The following is a 17,214-nucleotide window of genomic DNA, read 5'->3' on the forward strand; positions in this document are numbered from 1 at the left end:
GTTATGGTTGTAAGGAATAATTCTTACAGTTATCATGTAGGAATAAATAACAAGACTGAATTTTTATAAGGTAAAGTATAAAATTGACGTTTTAAATCCCAAACTGTTTTATTGTTGAGTAGATGAAGTACCGCTTATTTTGGGCAATAAAAAGAAGTAATACTAGGCTTATTTGATCTAATCAATCTTAAAGACGAAACAGTTATGAAAACAAGCAAAAAAAGTTTTAGTCTATACAGTTGGTGTTTTTTTAATCGTGAGTTTATTCCTTTAAGTTGTATATTCCTTGTTAGGCATAAAAAAACTCGCTATTTACTAGCGAGTTTCTATAATGTGATTTTTTTGATTGATTAGATTCCAAAGCCAGATCTTGCACCTCCTGAAACGAAGATAGCAGCCATTCTACTTTTTTGTCCTTCTGAGAACATATACATTCCTCTATCATCAGTATAATCCATGTAGTTCATTGTCATTTCTACAGGAGTTCCTGTACAAGTACTGTAGTGTGGGTAAGCAGGTACACCATAGTTTGCACCATTGTGAGAAGGCGTATCACTTACTAAGTCACTACCACAAGTAGCATCTCCCCAAATATGACGTAAATTCATCCAGTGTCCTACTTCATGCGTTGCAGTTCTACCTAAGTTATATGGATAAGCACCAGTACCTGACATTCCAAAATATTGTGAATCGATAACTACTCCGTCAGTAGAAGAGCTTCCACCAGGAAATTGAGCGTATCCTAATATTCCACCACCTATGGTACAAGCCCAAATGTTTAATTTGGTCGTTGGAGATGTAGGATCTAAACCACCTTTTTTAGTACTTTTCATTACGTCTCTTGTTCCCCATGAGGTTTTTGTAGTCGCTTTTCTGTTTATACCTTCTAAAACAAATGTTATTCCAACGTTCGCTTTTACTCCTGAGAATAAGGCTGGAACATCAGCGAAGTCAGCGTTTTGAGCATTGAAATCTTCGTTTAAGACGTCAATTTGAGATTGAATTTGTGCATCTGAAATATTTTCTGAAGCCGTACGATACAATACATTTACAATTACGGGAATTTGAACTTTGCCATTTACTAAACGAGCGGTTCGCATTGCATTTTGAGTAAAACTTTCAATTTGGTTCATTCTTATTGCTAAGGTAGGGTCTTCAGCAAGTTGCGTTTTTAGTACTTCATCAGAAGCACAGGCTCTTTTTGCTACTGTTTTAGCTGTTGATGCTACAGTCGTAGCTTCATTGTTGTCATTTTGACAAGAGAAAAGCACCATTACTGCTACTGCAGATAAAATAATCTTTTTCATAATTTCTTTGGAGTTTGTTATAATAAATTCGGGTTTGTTAACATTGATGCAATTATATAACAAATGTTCTAATGTTGTGAAGAAAAAATTAAAAATAAATTAACATTAAATTAAGATTGCTGTAACAGTGCGGTTTCGCAAAAAACAGACAGATAAAATAAATTTTCAAATTGCGGTATTTTCTGATAGTACTTTTGTTTTAGATAGTACTTTTGTAAATTTTTCGGATACTTTCAGGTAGTGTGAATTGCGATATTTGTGTAAATAAGTTCTGCTTTTATTTTGTTAGATACTATTAGCGTTGGTTTAGAACGATTTGTTTCCTAATTAAACGCTGTTTCTAAGAGTGGTTGATTATATGGTAAGATCTCTTTTGGTTGTAATTCTTATAGATATCTTGTAGGAAAGGATTTGAAGTATTTTTTCTCATTAACCAATAATCAATTATCGTTATCAAGAAAAGCAGGATTCCGTTTATTAGTATGTAGTTGAGATATGGTTTTTTATGGTAATATAGTTATCTTATTTTTTGTAGTTGGATGTTTGTTTTAAGTAGTTGGTATCGCAATGTAAACGTAGGAAGAAAAATATTTTGTGACGCAGTTAATTATTTTATCAAGATTTACATTTTTTTTGAAGTCAAATTTTAGACATAAAAAAACTCGCTATTTACTAGCGAGTTTCAATCCTTTTAATTTTTCAGTGATTAGATTCCAAAGCCAGATCTAGCACCTCTTGAAACGAAGATAGCTGCCATTCTACTTTTTTGTCCTTCTGAGAACATGTACATTCCTCTATCATCTGTATAATCCATGTGGTTCATTGTCATTTCTACAGGAGTTTTCATATACAAAAAAAATGAATTCATGGAAGTAGATCTCTTGATTTGGAGATTATAAGGACGAAAGAAATGTAGTTCGAGCTATAAATAACAAAGACTGAAAAAAAATGGTGATTTCAGTTTAATTTAGAAGTAGAAAAGGAAATGAAAACGGTCTTAATTAATGAAAATATAATTCAAAATATTAGCACCCATTTTTAAAGCTTTTTCACGTACGAGTGTAGGATCATTATGGACTTCGGGATTTTCCCAACCGTCACCTAGGTCGCATTCAACCGTATAAAGTAAAACCAACCTGTTATCTTTAAAAATACCTAAAGCTTGCGGTCTCTTTCCATCGTGTTCATGAATTTTAGGTAAACCAGAAGGGAATGCATACGGTTTCTGAAAAATAGCATGACTTGAAGGTATTTCTATTAATTCATTTTTTGGAAATATCTTTTTTATTTCTTTTCGGATATATTGGTCCATTCCATAGTTGTCATCAATATGCAAAAAACCACCTGACTCCAAATAATTTTTCAAATTAGTAACCTCTGCATCATTGAACACTACGTTTCCATGTCCTGTCATGTGTATAAAAGGGTAGGAAAATAAGGAAGGACTACTTGGTTCTACCGTTGCAGGTTTAGGAGTTATAGTTGTATTAATATTGCTGTTGCAAAAGCGAATAAGGTTAGGCAAAGAAGTAGGATTAGCATACCAATCTCCACCGCCTCCATATTTTACCAAAGCAATTTCTTGCGAGAATGAAGTAAAACCAATCAATAACAATAAGATAATAGCTGTTTTCTTCATGCTGTTTTATTTACGCTTCATTAAAAAAGGCCACACTATGACAAGCCACAATTGCTGCAGTTTCTGTTCGAAGTCTAGTGGTACCCAAAGTAACGGGTTGGTAATTGCTCTCTAATGCTAGTGCGATTTCTTTTTCACTAAAATCGCCTTCGGGACCGATTAAAATAGTAGTGTTTTGGTTTTTTTGTAAAACTGATTTAAGTGTTTTTTTATCCGTTTCTTCACAATGAGCGATTAATTGTAAGCCGTCATTTTGTTTTTTGATAAATTCCTTAAAGGTCACCGCATCATTCAATTGTGGTAAATAGCACTCATTAGATTGTTTCATGGCTGAGAGGACAATTTTTTCGAAACGCTCTTTGTTTATTACTTTACGCTCTGATCGATCACATATAATAGGAGTAATTTCGTGAATCCCTATTTCGGTTGCTTTCTCAAGAAACCATTCGAATCGATCATTCATTTTTGTAGGTGCTACTGCCAGGTGCAATCGGTAAGAAGAAGGCGCTTTTTTTACAATCCCATTAATTTTTACGGCACATTTATTATCGGATGCTAAAGTGATTTCTGTTTCGAATAATAAACCTTGACCGTTTGTAACGTATAAAATATCACTATCTTTTTTTCGAAGTACTTTAATGATGTGTTTACTTTCCTCCTTATCAAAAAAGAAATTTTCTGTTTGCTCGTCTATATTTGGATTATAAAATAATTGCATAATTTTAAAACTGTATTCTTGCTTTAGAAACAACTGCTGCTGTTTCAAAATGTTGAGATAAAAATTTTTGATAACCTACAATTCCAATCATTGCAGCATTATCGGTGGTGTATTCAAATTTTGGAATAAAGGTTTTCCAACCGTATTTTTGTTCCGATTCTTTCAGTGTTTTTCTTATTCCTGAATTAGCAGAAACACCTCCACCAATCGCTATTTGTTTGATTCCTGTTTCTTTAACGGCTAGTTTTAACTTGTCCATCAAGATTTCAATAATAGTGTGTTGTATCGATGCGCAAATATCGTTTAGATTTTCATCTATAAAAGTAGGGTTTTCTATTTTTTTCTTTTGGATAAAATATAAAATAGCTGTCTTTAGACCTGAAAAGCTAAAATCTAATCCAGCCACTTTTGGCTTCGTAAAAGCAAAGGCTGTTGGATTTCCTAACTGCGCATATTTATCAACCAAGGGTCCGCCAGGATACGGTAAACCTAGGATCTTGGCGCTTTTGTCAAATGCTTCTCCTACGGCGTCATCTGTTGTTTCGCCTATTATGGTCATGTCAAAAAAGTGGTTAACTTTCACAATTTGAGTGTGACCACCACTAATGGTTAATGCTAGGAAAGGAAATTCGGGTTTGTCAAATCCTTCCTCATCAATAAAATGTGCTAAAATGTGCGCATGCATGTGGTTTACGGCAATCAACGGAATTCCTAATGCAATTGCCATTGATTTAGCAAAAGAACTACCTACAAGCAGTGAGCCCATTAAGCCTGGACCTTGCGTGAAAGCTATGGCGCTTAATTGTTCTTTTTTAATTCCAGCTTTTTGCAGTGCTGCATCAATTACAGGGACAATATTTTGCTGGTGTGCTCTTGAGGCTAGTTCCGGAACCACGCCACCATACTGTGTGTGTATCAGTTGGTTTGCTACAACATTTGATAGTACTTTATCGTTATGTAAAACGGCTGCAGCTGTGTCATCGCAGGAACTTTCAATAGCAAGAATAAAAACGTCGGAATTTTGCATAAAAAGGCACAAATTTTGAATTATATTTACAGACCGATTTAATTTTTTTTACTTTTACGGCGCAGCCAAAATTAAAGAATTTTTATCAAAGGTGCCCCTCTTTCCTGAGGCAAAATATTATTTATAGAAAAATTATAATCTAAAGTAGCTATCAAAAAAATTTCAAACATAATCTTCCGATTTATTCTGGGGCTGATCGTACTTTTATTAGTGTTAGCTATTGCATTATCGCTGCCCTATGTTCAAACCAAAGTGGCTCGCTATTTTACAAACAGTATAAACAAAGATTTTGGAACTAATATAGCAATTGGGGGAGTACGAATTTCTATTTTTGGAGGAGTTAAATTCAAGGATGTTGTTATCTTAGATCATCATAAAGACACGCTTATTTTTTCAAAAATCCTCAATACCAACATTTTAGAAGGGAAGAAGATTTTAGATGGAGATCTGATTTTTGAAGATATTAAATTGGAAGGACTGCTTTTTAATTTAAAAACGTACAAAAACGAAAAGGAGACCAACATGGACTTTTTTATCAAGTCTTTTGATTCGGGAAAACCAACTAATCCTAACAAGCATTTTCTTTTAAAAGCCAATAGCGCTGAAATTGTAAATAGCCATTTCATTTTAACCGATGAAAATAAACAATATCCTGTTCAAGTCGATTTTAAGAAGTTGAACGCTTCCATTACTGATTTCTTACTATATGGTCCAAATGTTAGTACATCCATAAATAAAATGTCCTTTTCAGATTCAAGAGGACCTTATGTGGCTAATTTAAGTTCGAAGTTTAGTTACACAAAAAAAAGTATCCGACTCGAAAATCTTTATCTGCAAACTAAGGAATCAAAAATCAAAGCAGATGTTTTTTTAAATTACAAAATCGAAGATTTTGCGAACTTCACAGATAAAGTCAAGTTTGATGTTACCTTATATCCTTCATTAATTGCATCTAACGATATCAGATATTTTTATGATGAGTTAGGAAAAGACTTGTTTTTCACACTAAGCAGTGAAATAAAAGGACCATTAAATAATTTGAATTTTAAAAAACTTAATTTAAAAGATTCAAAAAACACTACGATTACAGGAGCCATTAACTTCAAAAATATCCTAGGAAATGCAAGCCAAAAGTTTGCCATGGATGCTGATTTGACCAATCTTCATACTAGCTATGATAATTTAGTAGCAGTAGTACCTAATGTCCTTGGTAAAAAGCTACCTATTGAAATAAAACGCCTGGGTACTGTTGATTTGATAGGTACTGTTAAATTAACTGCTCAGTCTATTGCTGCTGGAGTAATTATGAATTCGGATCTAGGTAAGATACAGTCTGTTTTTACTATGGATAATATTGATTTTATTGATAAAGCCTCCTACAACGGAAATGTAATTTTGGAAAAATTTGATTTAGGGACTTTTCTGGAAAGGAAAGATTTAGGGCTGATTTCCATGAATATTGATGTGGATGGTAAAGGTTTTACCGAAAAATATTTGAATACCGGTGTCAAAGGAGATGTTACTAAAATAGAATACAACAACTACACTTATAATAATGTAGTTGTTGACGGATATTTCAAAATACCCAATTATAGAGGGAAAGTGTCGGTTAATGATCCCAATCTAATTATGGATTTCGACGGGTTAATTGACTTGAGTAAAAAAGAAAATAGCTACGATTTTCATATCAAAGTGGCTTATGCTAACTTGAAAAAATTAAAATTTGTTACTGATTCTATCTCTAATTTTAAAGGTGATGTTATCGTGCAAGTATCAGGAAATACACTTGATAATTTGCAAGGGAATATTTTTATTAAAGAGACGTTGTATCAAAATACTAAAGACACCTATGCTTTTGATGACTTTAATATCAATTCCAGTTTTGATGCGGATCGCGTAAGGACGATTACCGTTAACTCTCCTGATATTGCCGAAGGGCAAATTGTTGGTAAATACAAATTCAATCAATTAGGGGACCTGGTTCGAAACTCTATTGGTAGTTTGTACACTAATTTTAAGCCAGACAAAGTCAGCAAAGGGCAGTTCTTAAAATTTAATTTAACGGTTTATAGTAAGATTATTGAAATCTTTTATCCTGAAATTGCATTAGGGACTAATACTGTTTTGAAAGGGAATATTAATTCAGATATAAAAGAATTTAAACTGAATTTTAATTCGCCACAAATAACCGTAACGGATAATACTTTTGACAATATTAGAGTGGCTATCGATAATAAAAATCCATTGTATAATGCATTTATCGAATTGGATAGCATAAAGACTAAGTATTACAAGGTGCGCGACTTTAGTTTGATTAACGTAACAATGAATGATACCTTATTCTTTAGATCCGAATTTAAAGGAGGATCTAAGGGTGAGGATTATTTTAACTTGAACTTGTATCATACTATTAATGAAAATAATTATAATGTTGTTGGAATCAATAAGTCCGAACTTAAATTCAAGGATAACCTGTGGTTTTTAAATGAAGAGGACTCCCATGACAACAAAATTGTTTTTGACAAATCGTTTAAGAATTTTAGCTTCGATGATATAATCCTGTCGCATCAAGGACAGGCAGTTTCTCTTAAAGGCAAGATAAAAGATAGAATTAACAAAGACTTGCAATTAAGTTTTAAAGATGTTGATTTATTTAAAATAACCCCTGCAAATGATCAGTTTGTTTTTAATGGAAATTTAAATGGTGCCATTAATTTCAAGCAAAATGATAACGTATATAAACCTACGGCTTCCTTAAAAATTGACGGATTAAATATTAATAAAACAGATCTTGGTTTATTAACTTTTGATATTGAAGGTAATCAGAGTTTGGATAAATTTACAATTAACTCATTTTTAGAAAATGATAATTTAGAATCTTTTAATGTTAATGGTAGTTTTGGCATTGTCAACAAGGAAACTATTTTAGATCTAAAAGTTCAGCTAAGTCAATTTAATCTCGGCATTTTAAGTACTCTAGGTAAAGGAGTTTTATCCAATATTCGTGGATTAGTCTCAGGAAATGCTATTGTGAAAGGAAATGTCAAAAAGCCAACTATCAACGGACGTCTTTTTGCTGATAAGGCAGGTTTAACTATTCCGTATTTAAATGTTGATTATGAATTGGGAGAACGATCAGTAATTGATTTAGTTGATGAGAAATTTTTGTTTAGAAGTAACACACTTACGGATACTAAATTCAAAACCAAAGGACTTTTAAATGGAGTCATTGAACACAATAATTTTGCTGATTGGAAATTAGATTTAGGCATAAGCTCGCGTCGATTGCTAGTTTTAGATACTCAGGATGCTGAGGATGCTGCTTATTATGGAACTGCATTTATTAACGGAAGCGCTACAATCACAGGTCCAACAAATGGTCTTTTTATCAAAGTAGCAGCGGAGTCCGAAAAAGGAACTGAAATAAAAATCCCCATCAATTATGCAGAGAGCGTAAGCGAAAACTCTTTTATTCACTTTTTAAGTCCCAAAGAAAAATACAATAGAAAAATGGGGATTATAGAAGATACCAGAAACTACAAAGGTCTGGAATTAGAGTTTGACTTAGATATCACTCCTGATGCCGAAGTGGAAGTTATTTTAGATCGAAATTCAGGCCACGGAATGAAAGGGAAAGGATATGGTTCATTGCTATTTAAAATTAATACTTTAGGTAAGTTCAATATGTGGGGCGATTTCCAGGCATACGAAGGAACCTATAATTTTAAATATGGTGGTTTAATAGATAAGAAGTTTGATGTAAAAAAAGGAGGTCAAATTTCATGGGAAGGGAATCCAATGCGTGCACAATTAAATTTGCAAGCGGTGTATAAAACTACTGCAAATCCTGCCGTATTATTAGATAATTCGTCTTTTAATAGAAAAGTACCCGTTGAAGTAGTTATTGGTATCCAAGGAGATTTAGCTAGTCCTGAACCTGATTTTAATATTGAATTCCCAACGGTTAGTAACGTATTAAAATCTGAGATTCAGTACAAACTGAATGATAAAGATGTAAGGCAAACCCAAGCGCTTTATTTACTTTCATCAGGTGGTTTTTTAAGTCAAGAAGGTGTAAGCCAGTCTGATTTTTCAGGTAGTTTATTTGAAACAGCCTCTAGTTTATTGGGTGGGATAATTAAATCAGATAATGATAAATTCAAGGTTGGGTTGAATTACATTTCGGCAGATAGACGAATTGGAAGGGAAACAGACGGTCGAGTAGTAGCCACCATTTCTTCACGAATCAATGAACGAATTACAGTTAATGGAAAAGTTGGGGTACCTTTTGGAGGTATCAATGAATCAGCGATTGTAGGCGATGTCGAATTCCAATACAGGGTAAACGCTGACGGAACGTTGAACTTAAGGCTATTTAATAGAGAAAACGACATTAATTATATAGGACAGGGTATTGGTTATACACAAGGTGTAGGAATGAGTTACGAAGTAGATTTTGACACCTTCGCTGAACTAGTAAACAAGATTTTTAAAAAATATAAAATAGGAAAGGCTGATTCTACTATTGATCAGTATCAAGATTCTAATCTAGCGCCGGAGTTTATCAACTTTAATAACAGTAAAAAACCGAAACCCGAAACTCCAAAAAAAAATAGTGAAGCTGTAATACCGGAGGAAGATTAATTACTACACCTTTATTATATAATCAATTTTTTTTTTTACATCACCGCTGTCGCGGCTTAGTAATAGAATTTCTAATTGCCTCTACTTACCTATAGCGGACTCGTTTACCTCTTGCGTCTTTTTTCAAGACATTACTAAGTAATAGTTAATTAGAAGCACAACAGCTTACGCTTAAATTCAGGTATATTTCGATAATTGTTAATTTTTACTGAAATAAATTAACTTTTTATGAAAAAACCATCTTTTTTTTGATTTAATCGAAAACTTATCAACGAAAACGTTTGAATTTAAAATAGTTAACTAATTTAAGTATTCACTCATTGCTGAATCCATTTTATGTTTGTTAATTTTACACTTTAATACTTTAATAATGCAAAAAACAATAAAAAAAATAGGTGTACTAACCTCTGGAGGAGATTCTCCAGGAATGAATGCTGCTATTAGATCAGTTGTTCGTACATGCGCTTATCATAATATAGAATGTATAGGAATTTATAGAGGGTACCAAGGAATGATTGAAGGAGACTTCAAAGAAATGGGACCTAGAAGTGTCAATAATATCGTTAACAAGGGTGGGACTGTTCTTAAATCTGCTCGATCGCAGGAATTCAGAACTCCTGAAGGGCGCTTAAAAGCACATGAAAATCTTGTAAAAGCTGAGATTGATGCCTTAGTGGTAATTGGTGGAGATGGAACTTTTACAGGAGGATTGTTGTTTAATACTGAATTTAATTTTCCAGTAATGGGAATTCCAGGAACGATTGACAATGATATTTTTGGTACCAGTCATACTCTTGGCTATGACACGGCTCTTAATACTGTGGTGGAAGTGATTGATAAAATTAGAGATACAGCGAGTTCTCATAACCGACTCTTTTTTGTGGAAGTAATGGGTAGAGATGCTGGTCATATTGCTTTAAATGCAGGAATTGGAGCAGGAGCTGAGGAAATCCTTATACCAGAAGAAGATCTAGGTTTGGACCGACTTTTAGATTCTTTAAAAAAGAGTAAAGCCTCAGGAAAATCCTCTAGTATCGTTGTTATTGCCGAAGGTGATAAAATAGGTAAAAACGTCTTTGAACTTAAAGATTATGTCGAAGCTAATTTACCGGAGTATGATGTTAGAGTTTCTGTCTTAGGTCATATGCAACGCGGTGGTTCGCCTTCCTGTTTTGATCGCGTGTTAGCGAGTCGTCTAGGAGTTAAAGCGGTAGAGTCATTATTAGAAGGTAAATCCAATTATATGGTAGGATTACAAAATGACAAAGTAAATCTTACCCCATTAGAACAAGCTATAAAAGGAAAATCAGAGATTGACAGAGAACTGTTAAGAGTTTCTGATATCATGTCAACATAAAAAATTAAACAGAGGTATTTTGTACTTCAATTCAATAAAATAGTTAATAGTAAATACAAAAGAAATGTCAAAAGTAAAATTAGGAATAAACGGATTTGGAAGAATAGGAAGAATCGTTTTTAGAGAATCTTTCAATAGAGATAATGTTGAAGTTGTTGCGATCAATGACTTATTAGATGTAGATCACTTAGCATACTTATTAAAGTATGATTCGGTTCACGGTCGTTTTAATGGTACTGTGGAAGTTAAAGACGGGCAACTTTTTGTCAACGGAAAAAACATTCGAATCACTGCAGAAAGAAATCCTGCTGACTTGAAATGGAATGAAGTAGATGTGGATGTAGTTGCAGAATGTACTGGTTTTTTCACAACTGTTGAAACAGCAAATGAGCACATTAAAGGTGGTGCTAAAAAAGTAATAATTTCAGCTCCTTCGGCAGATGCACCTATGTTTGTAATGGGAGTTAACCATACTGAAGCGAAAGCTTCTGACTTAATCGTTTCAAACGCGTCTTGTACTACAAACTGTTTAGCACCTTTAGCTAAAGTTATCAATGATAACTTTGGAATAGTTGAAGCTTTAATGACTACAGTTCACGCTACAACATCGACGCAAATGACAACTGATGGTCCTTCAAGAAAGGACTGGAGAGGTGGTCGTGCCGCTTCATGTAATATCATACCTTCTTCTACAGGAGCAGCAAAAGCAGTAGGAAAAGTAATTCCGGAATTAAACGGTAAACTTACAGGTATGGCTTTCCGTGTTCCAACTACAGATGTATCTGCAGTGGATTTAACAGTAAAAGTGGCTAAAGAGACTTCTTACGAAGAGATCATGGCTGTTTTGAAAAACGCTTCAGAAACAACAATGAAAGGAATTTTAGGATTTACAGAAGATTTAGTAGTTTCTCAAGATTTTGTAGGTGACTCAAGAACATCAATCATTGATGCTAATGGAGGTATTGGTTTAAACAGTACTTTCTTTAAAATCATCTCTTGGTATGATAATGAATACGGTTATTCAAGTAAATTAATTGATTTATCAGTATACATTGCAGGATTAAAATAATCTTTATACATTTATAAAGTCCCGTTATTGCACTGTAACGGGACTTTTATTTTTAAGTGATAAGCTGCCAGATTTTAAGTGGAATCTTGTAAGTAACATACGAAACCAAAACCTAATACAATGAGATTAATAGTTGATAGTGGCTCTACTAAAGCAGATTGGATAGCAATTGATGAAAACGGAAAAGTATTGTTTACAACACAAACTTTGGGTTTAAACCCTGAAATCCTAGAAAATCATGAAGTAATTGAACGATTGAATGATCGTTTTGATATTCTTCAAAATAAAAACGAGGTGACACACTTGTTTTTTTATGGGGCAGGATGTGGAACGGATAAAATGAAGATTACGCTGTCACGCGCTTTTCAAGATTATTTCAAAAATGCCATAATATCAGTAGAGGAAGATACCTATGCTGCTGTATATGCTACTACGCCTAAGGGCGAAAAAGCCATTGTATCAATTTTAGGTACAGGATCTAATTGTAGTTATTTTGATGGAAAAGAATTGCATCAAAAAGTACAGTCATTAGGTTACATTGTAATGGATGATTGTAGCGGAAACGTTTTTGGAAAAGAGTTGATTAGAAAGTATTACTTTAATAAAATGCCAAAGGAACTAGCTACTGACTTTGAAAAAGAATACAATCTAGAGCCTGACTTTATCAAAAATAAATTATATAAAGAAACGAATCCCAACGCTTATTTGGCAACTTTTGCAAAGTTTTTGATCAAACATAAAGATCATGAATTATGCCGCAAAATAATTTTAAAGGGAATGAAAAGTTTTGTGAAAAACTATATCAAGCAGTTTGAAAACTGTAAAGAGGTTCCCGTTCACTTTGTTGGTTCTATTGCTTTTTATCTAAAAGACGAACTAAAGGAAACCTTTGAGAAATACGATTTGCAACTAGGTACTGTTTTAAGAAGACCAATTGATGGCCTTATTGCTTACCATGTAGCCAACAAATAAAGACTTTTAGTAAAGAAAGATAAATAGTAAAAAAGCCAAATTATAAATACGTATTTATAATTTGGCTTTTGTTATTTTATGAGCTTTGTGACTACAGTATGGCAATCATGGAAATTTCAACATTTACATTTTTTGGTAGGCATGCAACTTGTACCGTTTCTCTTGCTGGCGCTGTACTTTCGTCAAAATAAGATCCGTAAACGGCATTAATTCGCGCAAAATCATTCATATCCATAATGAATATAGTAGCTTTTACCACATGATCAAAAGTCATTCCCGCTGCCTTTAAAACGGCTTCCATATTCTGCATCACTTGTTTTGTTTCTGCTTCAATAGTTTCCGTAATTAACTGATTGGTTACGGGATCGATTGCGATTTGTCCAGAGGTATACAAAGTATCACCTTTTAAAACAGCTTGACTATAAGGTCCAATAGGAGCAGGAGCATTGTCGGTAAAGATTACTTTTTTCATAATATAGGAAAAGGTATTAATTAGGTTATTGTTTGTAATGAATCGTCTTATCGGTTTGTATTTAGACTTCTTTTATCAAATTTAAGATCACTCAAGACACCTGATTTAATTCCGATAAAGAATCCCCAGTTTGCATTAGTTCCAAAAGGTGTCCAGTTGAAATCCATTCTCCAGCTCAGTAAATCACGCTCAAAGCGCAGTTGTGTAAACGTAACTCCGTTTTGAACAAAATCATATCCGGTAGAGATTCCAGCTTTCCATTTTGGTGTTAAATCAGCATTGGCAGAAATCATAATGGAGTTTCCGGTGATTTGTTTTTGACGATTGTTGTTTCCGTAGGTTAAGGAATAAGCAAATGTCATATCCCAAGGTAATTTAGAATGGAAAAATTCTGAAATCACATCTGTGCCCTTTTCTTCACTACCATCAAATTGACTTCTTCGATTGTCATTTAAATTCGTATTACTTCCAAATAAATCATCTTCACGACCTCCATTTCTGGTGGTTTGCGAATTTTTATCCTTCGATTTTTTATCGTTTGAAGAACTGGATATGGAATAGTTTAAAAATATATTAGCACTTGTCATTCTAAAAAGGCTTCCACCGTTATTGATGTTAAAAACATTAATTTTATTACCGCTATTGTCAATTGCATAGGGATCTAAGGTAGTTCCAAAGTTCACAGTCATCTTATTTTGAAACAATTGTGTTCCACCACTAACTTGAAGAGGTGCAAATGCTAAGCTGTTTACACCATCAGCATTCAGGTTATAACTGGTCGACAGATTTAGATTGTTTATTAACATAATTTTCTTAGGCGCTACCTTTGTACTATCTGAGTCTCTCACTTTAGCTTCAAAAGTATTACTTAAATCAAATCCTAAGATATTGGAATTAGTTAAACCTGGAGCACCAAATAGCCCGTTTTCAAATCTACTGTATTGTTTAAAAATGGTTCCTGTAGCATCAGAAGCATAGGTGTCGTAATACTTTTCAAAACTAGGTGTATAGGAATAAGATAAATTAGGACGCATGACGTGTCTAATCGATTGTATTTTTTTATCATCGCCAAAGTTAAAAGTACCGTAAACCGTGGTCCCTAAACTAGACGAGAATGAATACGTTCTATAGGCATCAAAACCGTTGATTACCTTATCTTCTACAATATTTTTATCAGTATTATAGCCTCTTTGCAAAGTTTTAGCGGTCCAAACTTCGTTGTAATTGGCAGTAGTAGAGGCACTAAAATATTTGAATAACTTAAAATTAGTGCTTATTGGTATGCTGTGCTGCATCCCAATTCTAGCATCTTTAAACATTTGAGGTTTGAAAAATAGGGAATCATTTGTTACTATTTCGTTACGCCCATTTAAGTTGTATTGGAGGTTTATATTTTTTATAAATCCTTTTTTCACGCCATCCTTTCCAACAAAGGGATAAACTCGGTCCACACTTAATTGAAGAGTAGGCAACGTCATATTGATTACCTCCGTTTGTGTGTTTTGTGAATGCGTAGCTGTTAGCGACATTCTTAACTGAGGTATGGTGTTAAACGTTTTAGCATAGGATATAGAGGAACTTAAAGTGTTATTTAAATTGGATCCTATATTAGCTAAATTAATGGATGTTTTAAAGTATTTGCTACTTCCTAAATTCACCGATGCTGAGAAAGTGGAATTAGGGTTTGCTTTGGCATCACGAGAGTGAGACCATTGAATATTATAAATTTTCTGTTTTGAATAGTCTGGAAAACCGCGTTCGCTTGTAATTAAATTTTCGAATCTAAAATTAACATTTCCTGAAAAGCTATACTTTTTAGCATACGAGGATTCAAAACGCATACCGTAGCTTCCATTAGTATAATAATCTCCAGATACGGTTAAATCATAATGGTCATTTAAAGCAAAATAGTATCCTCCATTTTGCAATGAAAAGCCTCTAGCATTGGAATCGTTATAGCTAGGAAGTATGATACCAGAGATACTTGTCTCTTTACTCATTGGGAAATAAGCAAAAGGTAAAGCAATAGGAGTAGGTACATTGGCGATTACCATGTTTGTCAATCCAGTAACTACTTTTTTTCCAGGGATAAATTTTACTTTATTAGTTTGGAAATAATATTCTGGATCTTCAATATTTGCTGAGGTGGTAAAACGTGCGCCTTTTAAAAAGTAAACCGAATCGTTTTCTTTTTTCGTTATCGCTGCTTTAATTTTAAATTCACCTTGGTCTGAGCGGGAATTGTAAATTAGCGCTTTTTTGGTCTTGAAGTTAAACCTAATGGAATCTGGTTCTACAATATTGGTGCCTTGTTTAAAATTGGGATATTGAGAATATTTACCAGTCGAATCTTTCATGCGACCTGCATAAACTTCATTCTTTTCGTAGTCCAAAACAATCTTTCCAGCTTTGAGTTCGATGTCTTGATAATAAAGTTCGGCTTTGTCGTATAAGGTAATCAATTTATTTTTTTGATCTATTTTAGCATATTGCTCTGCTTTGTATCGCACTTTTCCATCTAAAATTGCCTTTTTAGGGCTTTTTTTGATTTTTATAATCGTGTCTGTTGCTTGAAGGGGCTTAGTTGCGATCGTATCTTTTGACTTTGTAGTTGCTTTAACTGCATCAACTTGTTTTATAGTTGTTTGCGGTTTTTTTTGGGACCCTAATTCTTGCGCGTGCAATGTACCACAACCTATTATTAGGAAAAATGATAACAAAACGATATTAAATAAGTTTGTCTGCAAAGGTTTAAATACTATTTTTGTAAAATTATGGCTTGTTTTTTGAAGTGTCAAACTTACAGATTATTTTGTGGCAAAAATAGTCAAATAAAAAAATTAAGTACTAACCTTCTATTAAAATTAACTCTTTAAGATGAAAATCAAATATCATAGTTTTTTTTTACTAACCATTTTGGTGTTGTGCAACAAAACTATAGTGTTCGCTCAGGAAAATCAAAATTTTACAATAATTCTCGATGCAGGTCATGGAGGTAAAGATCCCGGAAATTCCTATCATGGTTTTACTGAGAAAGAGATTGCTCTTAAAACAACGTTAAAAGTAGGTGAGTATTTGGAAAAAATCCCCAATTTTAAGGTAATCTATACGCGCACTACCGATGTTTTTATTGAACTAGCTAACAGACCTAAAATAGCCAATAAAGCGAATGCTAATTTATTTGTTTCTATTCATTGTAATTCAGTAAAGAGTTACCAACCTTACGGGACTGAAACTTTCGTGATGGGACTTTCGCGTAGTGATTTGAATTTAGAGGTTGCTAAAAAGGAGAATTCAGTTATATTATTAGAGGATAATTTTAAGGATACCTATCAAGGTTTTGATCCTAACAAGCCCGAATCGTTGATTGGTTTAACAATTTTGCAAGAAGAAAATTTAAATAACAGTATTATTTTGGCTAACGAAATTCAAAATAATTTTACACATACCTTGAAAAGGAATTCAAGAGGTATCAAACAGCAGCCTCTATGGGTATTGGATGCAGCTTACATGCCTAGTGTTTTAATTGAGCTTGGTTTTTTATCAAATAAGGAAGAGGGTGAATACCTTGATTCTGATGAAGGGCAAGAGCAAATGGCAGAACAAATTGCTAAGTCAATCGTAGCGTACAAAAAGAAATATTATGGTAGTAAAAAAGGCAGTAATAAGGTAGTCGAGATTAAGGATGTTCCTATGGTAAAGCCAGTTGTAATTTCAGCAAATACTGATACTAAAACTGTTTTAGGAGGGTATAAAATTCAGCTTTTAGCTAGTTCTAAAAATATTCCCTTAATTCCTCGAAACTTTAAGGGATTGACGGATGTTAAAAGCTCTTATGATCATACTATTTATAGGTATACTTATGGGCAAACATCGGATTTTGAAGAAGCTAAATTGTTGCAAGCTCAGGCAAAAAATGCTGGTTTTGTCGATGCTTTTATTGTAATGCCAAACTAACAATAACACATTTTCTAGCGGTTTTTAATTTGAATCGAAGAAATATAAAATA

11 protein-coding genes and 1 pseudogene are annotated in these 17,214 nt (G+C 33.4%); 5 read left to right on the forward strand and 7 right to left on the reverse strand.

What is annotated here, in order from left to right:
- Positions 1-350: 350 nt before the first annotated feature.
- From ACZ2G0_RS09580 to tsaD, 5 genes and pseudogenes are all read right to left on the reverse strand, one after another.
- Entirely contained in the window at positions 351-1,307 is a 957-nt protein-coding gene (locus ACZ2G0_RS09580; protein ID WP_470307437.1) for a zinc metalloprotease, read from the reverse strand.
- A gap of 706 nt (positions 1,308-2,013) precedes the next feature.
- A pseudogene (locus ACZ2G0_RS09585) lies at positions 2,014-2,148 on the reverse strand (zinc metalloprotease); the annotation flags it as partial.
- A gap of 156 nt (positions 2,149-2,304) precedes the next feature.
- Positions 2,305-2,946 (reverse strand): DUF4159 domain-containing protein, encoded by a 642-nt coding sequence (locus ACZ2G0_RS09590; RefSeq protein ID WP_470307438.1) that lies wholly within the window; start codon positions 2,944-2,946, stop codon positions 2,305-2,307.
- A 10-nt stretch (positions 2,947-2,956) separates the two neighbouring features.
- Positions 2,957-3,664, reverse strand: a complete 708-nt coding sequence (locus ACZ2G0_RS09595) for a 16S rRNA (uracil(1498)-N(3))-methyltransferase (RefSeq protein WP_470307439.1) — start codon at positions 3,662-3,664, stop codon at positions 2,957-2,959.
- 4 nt (positions 3,665-3,668) lie between these two features.
- Entirely contained in the window at positions 3,669-4,691 is a 1,023-nt protein-coding gene (gene tsaD, locus ACZ2G0_RS09600; protein ID WP_470307440.1) for a tRNA (adenosine(37)-N6)-threonylcarbamoyltransferase complex transferase subunit TsaD, read from the reverse strand.
- A 210-nt stretch (positions 4,692-4,901) separates the two neighbouring features.
- On the opposite strand from tsaD, the gene ACZ2G0_RS09605 reads away from it, so the two are divergent.
- From ACZ2G0_RS09605 to ACZ2G0_RS09620, 4 genes are all read left to right on the forward strand, one after another.
- Positions 4,902-9,335: a translocation/assembly module TamB domain-containing protein gene (locus ACZ2G0_RS09605; RefSeq protein ID WP_470307441.1), complete on the forward strand. Its 4,434-nt coding sequence runs from the start codon at positions 4,902-4,904 to the stop codon at positions 9,333-9,335.
- A gap of 370 nt (positions 9,336-9,705) precedes the next feature.
- A complete protein-coding gene (pfkA, locus tag ACZ2G0_RS09610; RefSeq protein WP_300283968.1) occupies positions 9,706-10,692 on the forward strand; it encodes a 6-phosphofructokinase in 987 nt (328 codons plus the stop codon).
- Between the two features lie 64 nt (positions 10,693-10,756).
- Positions 10,757-11,761 carry a type I glyceraldehyde-3-phosphate dehydrogenase gene (gene gap, locus ACZ2G0_RS09615; RefSeq protein WP_470307442.1) on the forward strand — a complete coding sequence of 335 codons (1,005 nt, stop codon included), beginning with the start codon at positions 10,757-10,759 and terminating at the stop codon, positions 11,759-11,761.
- Positions 11,762-11,881: 120 nt separating this feature from the next.
- Positions 11,882-12,733 (forward strand): N-acetylglucosamine kinase, encoded by an 852-nt coding sequence (locus ACZ2G0_RS09620; protein WP_470307443.1) that lies wholly within the window; start codon positions 11,882-11,884, stop codon positions 12,731-12,733.
- A 91-nt stretch (positions 12,734-12,824) separates the two neighbouring features.
- Here the strand turns inward: ACZ2G0_RS09620 and ACZ2G0_RS09625 are convergent, their stop codons facing one another.
- Both ACZ2G0_RS09625 and ACZ2G0_RS09630 read right to left on the reverse strand, forming a co-directional pair.
- Positions 12,825-13,205, reverse strand: a complete 381-nt coding sequence (locus ACZ2G0_RS09625; RefSeq protein ID WP_300283962.1) for a RidA family protein — start codon at positions 13,203-13,205, stop codon at positions 12,825-12,827.
- 47 nt (positions 13,206-13,252) lie between these two features.
- Positions 13,253-16,003 carry a putative LPS assembly protein LptD gene (locus ACZ2G0_RS09630; protein WP_470307444.1) on the reverse strand — a complete coding sequence of 917 codons (2,751 nt, stop codon included), beginning with the start codon at positions 16,001-16,003 and terminating at the stop codon, positions 13,253-13,255.
- Between the two features lie 79 nt (positions 16,004-16,082).
- Between ACZ2G0_RS09630 and ACZ2G0_RS09635 the strand changes: the two genes are divergently transcribed.
- Entirely contained in the window at positions 16,083-17,162 is a 1,080-nt protein-coding gene (locus ACZ2G0_RS09635; protein WP_470307445.1) for an N-acetylmuramoyl-L-alanine amidase, read from the forward strand.
- Positions 17,163-17,214 lie beyond the last annotated feature (52 nt).

It is taken from the genome of Flavobacterium sp. KKT103 (assembly GCF_055640565.1).